13 protein-coding genes are annotated in these 10,779 nt (G+C 44.0%); 8 read left to right on the top strand and 5 right to left on the bottom strand.

What is annotated here, in order from left to right; all coding sequences use genetic code 11:
- Positions 1–178: 178 nt before the first annotated feature.
- Entirely contained in the window at positions 179–1,315 is a 1,137-nt protein-coding gene (locus G519_RS0129150) for a PQQ-dependent sugar dehydrogenase (protein WP_051253800.1), read from the bottom strand.
- 271 nt (positions 1,316–1,586) lie between these two features.
- Here G519_RS0129150 and G519_RS0129145 point away from each other — a divergent pair, with 271 nt between their 5' ends.
- The 5 genes from G519_RS0129145 to G519_RS0129125 all read left to right on the top strand — a co-directional run bounded on the left by G519_RS0129145 (position 1,587) and on the right by G519_RS0129125 (position 4,997).
- Positions 1,587–2,405 carry an MBL fold metallo-hydrolase gene (locus tag G519_RS0129145; protein WP_029197681.1) on the top strand — a complete coding sequence of 273 codons (819 nt, stop codon included), beginning with the start codon at positions 1,587–1,589 and terminating at the stop codon, positions 2,403–2,405.
- 39 nt (positions 2,406–2,444) lie between these two features.
- The gene (locus G519_RS0129140; protein WP_029197680.1) at positions 2,445–2,897 is read left to right on the top strand and encodes a hypothetical protein; all 453 of its coding nucleotides are present in this window, start codon (positions 2,445–2,447) and stop codon (positions 2,895–2,897) included.
- A gap of 259 nt (positions 2,898–3,156) precedes the next feature.
- Positions 3,157–3,972 carry an SDR family oxidoreductase gene (locus tag G519_RS0129135; RefSeq protein WP_051253799.1) on the top strand — a complete coding sequence of 272 codons (816 nt, stop codon included), beginning with the start codon at positions 3,157–3,159 and terminating at the stop codon, positions 3,970–3,972.
- 90 nt (positions 3,973–4,062) lie between these two features.
- Entirely contained in the window at positions 4,063–4,212 is a 150-nt protein-coding gene (locus G519_RS51370) for a hypothetical protein (RefSeq protein ID WP_164826775.1), read from the top strand.
- Between the two features lie 413 nt (positions 4,213–4,625).
- On the top strand, positions 4,626–4,997 hold the full coding sequence (locus G519_RS0129125; protein ID WP_029197678.1) for an IDEAL domain-containing protein: 372 nt from the start codon (positions 4,626–4,628) through the stop codon (positions 4,995–4,997).
- Positions 4,998–5,082: 85 nt separating this feature from the next.
- Here G519_RS0129125 and G519_RS0129120 read toward each other — a convergent pair whose 3' ends face one another.
- From G519_RS0129120 to G519_RS53365, 4 genes are all read right to left on the bottom strand, one after another.
- Positions 5,083–5,862, bottom strand: a complete 780-nt coding sequence (locus G519_RS0129120) for a 3'-5' exonuclease (protein ID WP_029197677.1) — start codon at positions 5,860–5,862, stop codon at positions 5,083–5,085.
- Between the two features lie 48 nt (positions 5,863–5,910).
- A complete protein-coding gene (locus G519_RS45115; RefSeq protein WP_036634150.1) occupies positions 5,911–7,062 on the bottom strand; it encodes an MFS transporter in 1,152 nt (383 codons plus the stop codon).
- 99 nt (positions 7,063–7,161) lie between these two features.
- Positions 7,162–7,551: a helix-turn-helix transcriptional regulator gene (locus G519_RS53370; protein WP_051253798.1), complete on the bottom strand. Its 390-nt coding sequence runs from the start codon at positions 7,549–7,551 to the stop codon at positions 7,162–7,164.
- 85 nt (positions 7,552–7,636) lie between these two features.
- Complete coding sequence (locus G519_RS53365; protein WP_051253797.1) at positions 7,637–7,960, bottom strand: AraC family ligand binding domain-containing protein; 324 nt, start codon at positions 7,958–7,960, stop codon at positions 7,637–7,639.
- 132 nt (positions 7,961–8,092) lie between these two features.
- Between G519_RS53365 and G519_RS47990 the strand changes: the two genes are divergently transcribed.
- The 3 genes from G519_RS47990 (at position 8,093) to G519_RS0129095 (ending at position 10,761) form a co-directional block, all read left to right on the top strand.
- A complete protein-coding gene (locus G519_RS47990; protein ID WP_051253796.1) occupies positions 8,093–8,920 on the top strand; it encodes a phytanoyl-CoA dioxygenase family protein in 828 nt (275 codons plus the stop codon).
- 126 nt (positions 8,921–9,046) lie between these two features.
- Entirely contained in the window at positions 9,047–9,949 is a 903-nt protein-coding gene (locus G519_RS0129100) for an SMP-30/gluconolactonase/LRE family protein (RefSeq protein ID WP_029197676.1), read from the top strand.
- 5 nt (positions 9,950–9,954) lie between these two features.
- Positions 9,955–10,761 carry an MBL fold metallo-hydrolase gene (locus G519_RS0129095; protein ID WP_029197675.1) on the top strand — a complete coding sequence of 269 codons (807 nt, stop codon included), beginning with the start codon at positions 9,955–9,957 and terminating at the stop codon, positions 10,759–10,761.
- The last annotated feature ends 18 nt before the right edge of the window (positions 10,762–10,779 follow it).

Raw genomic sequence — 10,779 nt, 5'->3', positions numbered from 1 at the left:
CATAAAAATCACTCCCGAACATATGTTTGATTTCATTATACCAAACATTAGTTCGTATTTAAAGACATTCCTGAGCTAACTGGATAATCAAAAAAAATAATAAAAAATACAACACTGGTAACAATTGTAGCTGGCTAAATGCAAAAATAGATTTGATTTTGGATGAGGAGCTCTTGACCTAGAGGGGCTTCAAACGAATGATCTTATCATCGCCTGCTTTAGGCTTGCCGCGACCGTCACGGTTGTTCGTCATGAGATAAAGAGATCCATCCGGTCCTTCATAGACATTGCGAAGCCTGCCGAATTTCCCTTGAAATAAATGTTCCACATTGGCGACAGTATCGTACTTTGGACCTTTTAGGTCTACTTTTATAAGTCGTTCTCCCCGTAATCCTGCCACCAGGAGGCTGCCTTTCCATGGCCCTTTGCTAACGAATGCTGCGCCTGATGGTGCCCACGTTTCTGTTCCGCTTTGGAGGATTGGCGCTTTTAAATTCGCTTTTCCAGGGCTCGATGTTGCTTCACCTTCAATTAAAGGCCATCCATAATTGCCGCCAGGTTCAATAAGGTTAATCTCATCATGAGCGGTTTGTCCATGTTCGGAGCTGAATAATTGCCCTGTCACCGGATGCCAAGCGAGCCCTTGAGGGTTACGGTGACCCATGCTGTAAATGGGTGAATTCTTAATTGGATTAGAGGCTGGAATAGATCCATCTAGGGAAATTCGTAATATTTTGCCTCCCAGGCTAGTTGGGTCCTGTGCTAAAGGGGGATCATATCGATCGCCGGAAGTGATATAAAGCAGCTTATCGGGACCAATCTTAATTCTTCCGCCATTATGGTTTTCAGCTCCTGGCAATCCGGAAATTAATACTTTATCCAGCTGCGCTTTGTTATTTTTTTCGATAAGCCTCAATACCCGATTGTTGACTTGATCCTTCATTCGATAGGTGTGATACACATAGATATAATGGTTTTCCATAAAAGAGGGATCAAGCGCAAGCCCTAACAATCCTCCTTCGCCTTCGCTGATGAATGGGGCCTCGAAAGAGATAAGCGGCTCTGGGTTCAGACGCCCCTTCTCAATCACACGCAGAGTACCAGGTCTTTCTGTGAAAAAAATCCGGCCATCCTTCGCGATATCCATCTCCCAAGGAACATTAAGTCCTTCGGCGACTGTTTCCATTTTATAAGGAAGATCCAATTGTGTAGTTGTTGTCTGATCTGGAGCTGGTTCAATAGCTTCTTTATTCGGCGTACAGCCAGAGGTTATCCCAAGCGATAAAGCTAACAGAATTACTAGGATCGATCTCATAAACCTTCCCCCTCTATGAATAGGATGAACATGCATTTTGCCTGTGCTATGTGATAATTATTATACCATTTTGTGGAAGGGAACGATAAACGGCGTCCACCATAGGAATTCTGACTCTCCGCTCTCCGCAATCTGACTGCGATGAACCATAATTCTCGTTACCCCGTCAATGTGAATGGGAAGATACCGTAACCCAAATACTCGTGGTAGTATAAGAAGTGATCGGTTAGGTTATTAGCAAGAAAAGTTTACAATAAGGAGCCAAATTCTCATGATTATATATCAAAATGAACATACGACCGTTTTTCAAAGCGCACTATACCAGACGACATCAACCGTTGTGCTGACGAAGGAAATGGTATTAATTGTTGATCCGAACTGGCTTCCAAATGAGGTTGATGAAATTCGAAGTTACGTTGATTCGGTAAAAGGTGATCGGGATCTATATCTGTTATTTACGCATGGCGATTTTGATCACATTATTGGTTATAAAGCATTTCCCGGCGCAAAAACGATTGGGAGCTACGAACTAAGCTGTCATCCGAAGAAAGACTATAAGATTTCATTGATACAAGAATTCGACAGGAAACATTATATTCATCGAAAGTATCCCGTCGAATTTCCAGTCCTGGATATTATCATTTCGAAAGATGCCGAAGAACTTAGGATAGGGGATACGTTATTGACTTTTTACAAATCCCCAGGACACACACCGGACGGATTGTTTACGATCATTGAGCCGTTGGGAATTTGGATAACAGGCGATTATTTATCCGATTTTGAATTACCGTTTATTTATCATAGTGCCAGAGCATATAAGGAAACGATGAATACGGCAAGTCAGATTTTAGACCAGCACAATATCGAATTGCTAATTCCGGGGCATGGACAAGTTACCATCAATACGGCGGAAATGAAAAGGCGTTTGGACATGTCTTCTGATCATTTGGAACGGCTTATTAATGCGGTCATTGCAAAAGATGAGAGTGCTATCGCGGCGCTTGGTGATGAGCATGCTTTTAAATCTTCTTTTACAGAAGAATGCCACAAAGAAAATATTAGAATCATTGCGCAGGAATATTCTATTTAAAGGTAGGTTTCCACAAAACCCCCAAGGGAAGTGACTCATTTGAATCTACATTACTTTGTTTTGATTGTTTTCATCGTTTATATGTTATACAAGGGGATCAAAGCATTTAAAGCTAAGAAACAAGTGGGGGCTGTTTTTCTCAAAGGATCAAGTAATTATAAAAGCATTCAAACAATGATATTTTCAATTCTTGTAGTGCCATTTGTCATATTACTAGATTGGAATCTAAAATATTTAATTTTGATAGTCATCGTTTTCCTTGGAGTCATGATTGAACAAGTGTACGTGGGAGAGCTTGGCATAAAATTGAATGATGAATTTTTTGCTAAGGAACGCATCATGCACGGCTACATGGTTGAGGATCGTCTAGACCAGTTCGAAATCATGATAATCGGAAGGACGGATACGATAAAGGTGACAGTAAGTAAAAGCTTAATTGGGAAACCGGTTGAAGAAATTTTAGAGGCATACCTAAATCCTATAAAAGTATAAATAGGGCTTAAGGATGACCACCCCGATTGGTTTTCAAAGTAACATTGAAAAGCTTTTAAATTGTTGTACATTGTGCAACATTCTTTAAAGTCCCCCTATTGGTGGTGGACTCCTTTTAGACTACTTAGAGTTTGTTCAAATGGGTTAAGGTTCATTCCAGATGTATAGTTCAACAATCCACATATTTTTCACCCCTATCGGGTAAACCAAACATGGATTCTTTTTCAATCCATATTATTTCGGTTAGGGGTGATAGATCATTAGCGTGCAAACGATACAAAAACCGCGCTTGGGACTGCCGGATTTGAAGGATAAGGTCGCATTGATCACCGGGGCTGGTTCAGGGATTGGTCAGGCAGCCGCCGAGATGCTTGCACAGCAAGGGATGAAGGTATGCCTCGTGGATTTGAAAGACGACCGGCTAGAGCAGACGAAACAGGATATTGTGGCAGCAGGCGGTCAAGCGATCACGGTAGATGTCGACGTGTCTGATCCAGACCGTGTTGCGCAAGCGTTCGAGCAGACGGTAAAAACCTGGGGACGACTAGACGTCGTATTTGCTAACGCAGGCATCAACGGGGTATTGGCGCCGATCGAAGATATGAAGCCAGAGGATTGGGATCGTACACTGTCCGTCAATCTGAAGGGCACTTTCTTGTGCGTCAAACAGGCGATTCCGCATATGAAAGAGAACGGTGGCAGCATAATCATAACAAGCTCCATTAACGGCAGCCGCGCATTCTCAGGATTTGGGATGACAGCCTATAGCACTTCAAAGGCGGGACAAGTGGCATTCGCCAAGATGGCTGCATTGGAATTGGCCCGCTACAAAATACGCGTCAACGCCATCTGTCCAGGGTCGATCAAGACCAACATTGGGGAAAATACGAAGCCGACGCCGGAGCTTGAGAAAATCAAAATCCCAGTCAAATATCCGCAAGGCAGTCAGCCATTGGAACATGCGCCAGGGCAACCGGAGCAGGTGGCTAATCTGGTAGCTTTCCTTGCCTCGGAAGCTTCGAGCCATATTACTGGCACGGAGATGTTCATTGACGGCGCTGAATCGCTGCTTTAGCGATAGCCTGCAATCGCATTTGTTGGCGGTGAGGGATGCGGATAATTTTCCAAGGAAATGAGCAGTCTATATTCGGAGGTGAAAGAAACCATGGATGAGCAAAAGGAAACCGTCACTTCAATCGATCCAAAAAGCGGACAATCCAAGGAGGTCAATGTCGTCTTGGATCATGCTCGCAGTGGAGGCTTGAAATATACAATCGAAGATGTAGAGAATAATAACAAGAAAACGGATGAATAGTTACTTGTAAAAAAATGAAAAGCGTATGTTGACTCGGGGACATTCCCGAAACCAACATGCGCTTTATTTGATTTCTCAAACGATTAATCGTCCAAACCTACTCGACATGTCTCCGGACTAGTGTGCTCGGAGCTTCTGATAACTGTTTCATCTGGCCCGTTTTCATTAGAATCATCCGAGTTGCCTTCAGCATTAACCGTAGATTCAAAATTTGTGTCTTTGTGATTGATTAAGTTATCTATGCTTCTCACCCTTTCAATTGTATAGACTAATATGCTTCGTTTTAAAAGGTTTTATTCGTTGGGCCATTAGCCTTCGAAAGAGGAATTTGTAGGTCTTGACAAACCGTACTGTAATATTTATAATTACAGTATAAAGTCCTTACAAAAAATAAGTTAATGGCGGTGATAATCATGAACTTTGTAATCAGTGATTGGGTTGTGGCAACAACAAATGAAGATGAAATGCTGCATGGTTATATTGAGTCAATTGATGTGCTGCAAGGTATTGCTCGGGTGCACGTTATTGCATCGGATCGTGAAACTGCCATCGGAAAAATAATGGAAGTTAGCAGTCAAGACGTAAAGAAATTACCTATAAGCGAGTTTGATATAGAAGATCAAGTAAAGAGCTTGATTGATGTGGCGCTAACAACCAGAGATGAGCAATGGTTCAATGAATTGTCAGCGAAATTATTTGCTATTCAAAATAATAGCGCAAAACGCGGTGAGCGTGATGTATTTCCGTCCTACTATCATAACCGCTTAGGCGTTGATCAGTTTTAATGGGACGAATAAAAGAAAAAGCCAATCCAAGAGACATGATCTGCATGTTGTCTAATGGATTGGCTTTTTAATTATATTTTCCTGCTTACTGAATAGGTGCCTTGGTTGAGACTTGTTTTTCTTTCATCAGTTCCGCGGCAAAAAGAGTCTGCAGTTCTGTGACTTTTCTGGGATCAGTTAGGGACACTTTGTCAGCGAAATAATGTTCAACGAGCAGCTCCCAGGTAGGCGTTACCTTTTGAGCGGTCATGGCTCGAATGGCGGTCTTAACCAGCCTTCGTTCCTTGGCATTAGCGTACACGTCGATGTACTGCTGCTTACGCTCGAAATCTAACTCCGTAATAATAGCTCGAAATACCTCAGCTGTCATACGCGCATCGTCCAATGCTCGGTGAGCGGAGCCTTCAGCAGTGATGTTAAGATCGAGCAGAGCAGCCTCGACACTGACATCATTCGTCACATTTTTATAACGGATAAACCCTTTCAATAGATCAAAATAGCTAGCCGCCATCCAGTAGGCATCATCCAACTTATGCATCCGCGTGTCGTACACGATGCGCTTCAAATCCTCGCCACCCCAGGTGACTAGCAGGAAAGCTTCACTTTTATTTAGCCAGTTCATGAAGTCCGTAATGACTTTACGAAAGCCGTCGGCTTGATCGATATCTTCTTGGGGAATGCCCGTCTTTTTCTTGATAAACCCATTCAATTTAGAAAAATAAACAGGCTTGACTAGAGATGAGAATTCATCAGTAGCCTGTAGGGCGGAATTTAAACGTACGGCTCCAATCTCAATAACCTCCATAGGTAAATCACTTGCAAACTTGCGACCATTGAATTCAATGTCCAAAATAATGTAGTCCATGATGTAGCCCCCGTTCTGTCTCTGTGCTTCCATTCTATCAGAAAATGCCTAGGATACCAGCTTCCGTTTTCCATAGACCGCATTTAGAACGAAACTAAACAGTAGACCTGCAAAGGACATTCCTGAAATCCATAGATATAATTGTTTCCCTCCAAAGTTTTCGTAGAGCCAACCACCCAAATAGGAAGCGACGATACCCGATACGCCAAAGAAAAGGATCGCAAGCACAGTCTGTCCTGTTGCACGCCATTCTTCAGGAACAATACGGTATAAATATTGGATAGCAGCTGAATAAAAAATCGGGAATGTGAAGGTTTGCAGCAGCTGAAGAAACACGAGAATATGAGGATCCGTCACCCACGCGGATAGAAAAAAGCGAATGAAATAAAACACAGAGGCGAATGAAATGATTGCTAATTCTTTCCCTTTGCGAAGCCACCAAAAGCTAAGAGCGAATACGAGTATTTCGCTTCCTGCTGCAAGAAACCAGGCCAAACCGACCATGTCGGGGGTGCCGCCTAATTTTCGAATATAGACGCCGAGAAACGTATCGTTGATCCGCTGTGGCACGGCAACAATAAAGATAAGTAACATAAACCAAATGGTTTCTTTATTGCTTAAGAAATTGCGTAGCGTTTTTAGAGAGATCGGTTTCCCAGTTACAGGCGCATCAGGCAATGGCAAACAGATTAAAATGCTAATGATGCCTATTCCAGCGAACAAGAATGCCAAACTATTGATTCCAAAAAATTGGGTGGTATAACCAACGACCAAGGACATGACCGCATAACCGACTGCTCCGAATGTTCGGATGGAACCGTAGCTTACCCCGTTTGCCTCCGCTGTTTGGAAATTTAGACTTTCTGTCAGAGGATCAAGAGGCATTAGGAAAAAGTACATTAGCATCGTAAATAGAAGAAGCACAATGAAGCTGGATGAGGCGTATAACAAGTACCCCGCTATGGTTGAACATCCTAAGAGGAGTAACATAACCTTCTTAATTGTCTTCGTCCGATCACTGATCATCCCCCATAAAGGTTGCGAGAAGATGGCAATGAAGCCTCCCGTTCCTATGATGAGCCCAATCTTCGTTGCTGGAAGTCCTTGTGCATCTAAATAGACGGGAAGAAATGAAACAAACATAGCCAGAAGTGCAAAATACAAAAAGTTAAACGAACGCAATAAATTTGAAGAATTCATGATGACCTTAACCTTCCCAGATAAATTAGCACAATGCTGTTGTAAAACTACATTTTAACATGTCATGGTAAAGAATCCAAAGTAAATATGGCGATTTTTTCAGAGACGTACTTCTGAGGGATTTGTCCCTGTTACTTTCTTGAACTGTCGACTGAAGAAATAGATGCTCCGATAGCCGAGGGCTTCTGAAACCTCTCCAACATTCATGCCAAGTCTAAGCAGATAAGTGGCACGTTCGATTCTTTTCTGAATGATATAGGACTCAATCGTTTGGCCCATGATTTCTTTGAATTTAAGTGAAAAGTAGCGTGGTGACAGGTGCGCTTGTTTGGCTAAGTCACAGATGCTATGCTGGCGCCCCGGATCTTGTATAATATGGCTCGCGATGTCCATCATCACCCGATTCATAGACCGGTGAGCGGGATCACCTTGCGCTTGGTTACCTGGGGCTTGGCGTTCAAACATGAGCAATAACAAACGAAGCAGCATGAAGGCTTCCTCGGCATGTCCATATGTGCCACTCAATCGAACATATACAAAACGGTCTAAGTAGGGCTCATGAAATTCCGAGGGGTCAAAGTGGACGAAGGAAGGAAGGAAGAGACACTAAGGGAAATGCTGCACCTTTCGTGTTGAAGTGGATATAGGTAACCGTAAGGGGACGCTCCGGGTTATGTTTAGCGCTCGTTAAATCTCCGGGACGAAAGAGAAAACAATCCCCCTTGCGGACATGGTAATGTGTACGATTCAGGCTGACCTCACCCTCGCCGTCCCATACATACCAGAAGTCGTAATCATTGAATGGCTGATGTTCACGGCTCCATTTCCAATTAGGTTCACAGATGACTTTGCCGAAATAACCGTCTAGGACGAGCTCCAGTGATGTGAAAACAGACATGAAAGATTTCCTCCGATTTATGTAAAATAGTGCAAATTATCATGCGCTTTAATGCATTTATTTTACAACCTTTCATTCCTATAATAAAGATAAAAGTGAACAAATAATTTAAATCGAAAGGGGTCATCTCACATGTCAGAAAAAAGTTCTCCGGAAGAAATCTCGGCACAGCTATACCGGTATGATCGCATTGCGGATAAATGGAATGGCTTTGAACACTGGGGTAAGGATCAGCTTGAGCAATATCGGAACAACGGTTATTCGGCAATAGAGCATGTACTCAATGAAAAAGAAATCGAGGATGCGAAGAGGGCCCTGTTTGAGATTATATTTGTAGATGACAAAGGAGCCCAAATTCAGTTCACGAAACCAAGCAGTGAGTTGAAAACGGAAGAAGAACGTGAGCTAGCCGTTCGTAAGGTCAGCGAGTTCGTCGAAGTGGATGAGCGGTTCAAACGGATAGCTTATCATTCTGCTATTCTTGCAGCGGTGCGAGATATTCTTGGCGAGGAGCCGCGTCTTGTCCAGGATATGGCCTTACTCAAGCCTCCACACGGAGGAGGTGAAAAGCCATGGCATCAAGATATGGCTTACGGAAACCTTGCCTACGAGAAAGCAGTCGTAGGAGTATGGATTGCCTTGGATGAAGCTGCGCTGGATAATGGCTGCATGCATGTTATTCCTGGTTCGCACGCAGATGGAGCAACGCCGCATTATGCTGTCCGGGATTGGCAAATTTGCGATTCGCATGTTGCTGTTGAGAAGGATGTAGCCGTGCCCTTATTGCCAGGCGGACTCCTTTTGTTCCACGGTTTACTTAAGCATGGGACACCTTATAATCTTTCTCCGAAGAAGCGTCGCGCGCTGCAGTTTCATTATGTGGGCGCGTCCGTTTCTAAACTAACGCCAAAAGAGTATAAACGTTTCTTCACCAATGAAATGAGCGGGGCTGAGTGTTGATTCAAACTAGCATATGGTCAATATATTTTCTGACATAAAAAGAAGATTAGAACTCGTTTTACAACTTCCTGCATCTTCCAATCTCTTTGAGGACGGTTTACAATTAGAGAGAGGAGTTGATGCATAATGGGATCACCAATCGTGCGACTGGTACTTGATGCCAAAGCCACATTGGCTGAAGGTCCGTGCTGGAATGCGGAACAGCGTTTGTTGTATTGGGTTGATATTATAGGTAAGAAATTTGGAAGGTTTGATCCTGAAACAGGGCTGAACGAAGATTTTCCCGTTGGGGAATATGTCGGTGCAGTTGTCTGTGCCGGAGAAAATGAGGTTGTGTTAGCGACACAATCGGGATTCCAAAGGTACCAGATGCAGCAGCGTAAGCTCACCCCTCTTGTTGATCCAGAATCTCATTTACCGGGAAATCGGTTTAATGATGGGAAATGTGATGCTACCGGACGATTCTGGGCGGGCACGATGGAAATTATTGAAAAAGAAGCAACAGGCTCACTCTATGTGCTAGAAACGGATCAGAGTTATCGTAAGGTTTATGATGGCGTGGGCGTTTCCAACGGGATCGCTTGGAGCCTTGACGAGAAAGAAATGTACTATATCGATTCTATGAAAAAGCTAGTGCTCGCTTTTGAGTATGAGGCGGTCAAAGGGGAAATTAGCAATCCGAGAATACTAATCGATTTTCGGAATGAACAAGGTTTCCCTGACGGAATGACGATCGATGAAGAAGGGATGCTGTGGATCGCCCATTGGGATGGCTGGCAGGTATCCCGTTGGAATCCCAAAACAGCTCAAAAGATAGACAGCATTGCCATTCCCGCAGCCAAAGTAACCTCCTGTATTTTCGGAGGAGACGAGCTAGACACCTTGTATGTTACGACTGCCCGAAAGGGTCTTCAGGAGGATCAAGTGGGGGATCAGCCACATGCTGGAGGGATTTTTGCGGTAAAGCCAGGTGTAAAAGGCACGAAGACGCATTCATTCGGATATCAGCATGAGGAACGGAAAGGGTAGGTTCTATGACAAATGAGAACAGACATTTAAAGATTCAGTATATCGGTCAGGTCGGAGTTATTCTGCGTAAAAACGATACGGCTATTGCAATCGACCCTTATTTGACAGATTCTGTTGATCATCTTCCTGGGTTTCCGGAGGGTTTTTGGCAGCGGCGTTATGCGCCTCCTGTGAAGCCAGAGACACTAACGGATTTAGATCTTGTGCTTTGTACGCATGAGCATATGGATCATTTGGATCCAAATACACTACGGGCAATCGCCGCGGCATCTCCCAACTGTCACTTTGGTGCTCCGAAGTCGTGTTTGATTGAATTGGAGGCAATCGGCATTTCAGCAGAGCGGCTGCATGCGCTTGGGACCCAAGAGGCATTTCAATTTGCCGCTGATCTGATTATTCAACCCATTCCGGCTTGGCACGAGGAGCGGGTGCGAGATAGTGAAGGCTGGGACCACTACTTGGGCTACGTCTTACAATGGGACGGCTTGTGCATTTATCATGCTGGGGATACGCTTCTGACGGAAGAGCTGGTCGAGGCGCTGTCTGGCTTCACCATCGATGTAGGTTTTCTGCCGATTAACGGACGTGATATTTTCCGCAATCGCCTCGGTGTCGTCGGCAACATGAACGCACTCGAAGCGGCAGACCTAGCCGCACACCTGAAGTTCGACATCGTTGTGCCTGTACACTTCGATATGTACACAAACAATAGTGAAGGGATCGCTCCCTTCGTTGACCGTTTATATCAGAAGCATCCAGGACAGAAATTTCATATTTTTCAACCGGGTGAGACACTGGTGTATGTGAAGTAATGACGGGTCTGTTATGAG

Origin of the sequence: Paenibacillus alginolyticus DSM 5050 = NBRC 15375 (assembly GCF_000422905.1) — a bacterium.
Taxonomy (GTDB): domain Bacteria; phylum Bacillota; class Bacilli; order Paenibacillales; family NBRC-103111; genus Paenibacillus_E; species Paenibacillus_E alginolyticus.
Note: the sequence above shows the minus strand (reverse complement) of the source record. Positions and strands in the feature narration are given on the sequence as shown.

Bases quoted from the DNA above. Each gene is read 5' to 3' on its own strand.
- G519_RS53370 (WP_051253798.1), bottom strand. From the start codon at position 7,551: ATGCTGCTTCGTTTGTTATTGCTCATGTTTGAACGCCAAGCCCCAGGT.
- G519_RS0129145 (WP_029197681.1), top strand. From the start codon at position 1,587: ATGATTATATATCAAAATGAACATACGACCGTTTTTCAAAGCGCACTA.
- G519_RS0129120 (WP_029197677.1), bottom strand. From the start codon at position 5,862: ATGGACTACATTATTTTGGACATTGAATTCAATGGTCGCAAGTTTGCA.
- G519_RS0129150 (WP_051253800.1), bottom strand. From the start codon at position 1,315: ATGAGATCGATCCTAGTAATTCTGTTAGCTTTATCGCTTGGGATAACC.
- G519_RS53365 (WP_051253797.1), bottom strand. From the start codon at position 7,960: ATGTCTGTTTTCACATCACTGGAGCTCGTCCTAGACGGTTATTTCGGC.
- G519_RS0129125 (WP_029197678.1), top strand. From the start codon at position 4,626: ATGAACTTTGTAATCAGTGATTGGGTTGTGGCAACAACAAATGAAGAT.
- G519_RS0129095 (WP_029197675.1), top strand. From the start codon at position 9,955: ATGACAAATGAGAACAGACATTTAAAGATTCAGTATATCGGTCAGGTC.
- G519_RS47990 (WP_051253796.1), top strand. From the start codon at position 8,093: ATGTCAGAAAAAAGTTCTCCGGAAGAAATCTCGGCACAGCTATACCGG.
- G519_RS45115 (WP_036634150.1), bottom strand. From the start codon at position 7,062: ATGAATTCTTCAAATTTATTGCGTTCGTTTAACTTTTTGTATTTTGCA.
- G519_RS51370 (WP_164826775.1), top strand. From the start codon at position 4,063: ATGGATGAGCAAAAGGAAACCGTCACTTCAATCGATCCAAAAAGCGGA.
- G519_RS0129100 (WP_029197676.1), top strand. From the start codon at position 9,047: ATGGGATCACCAATCGTGCGACTGGTACTTGATGCCAAAGCCACATTG.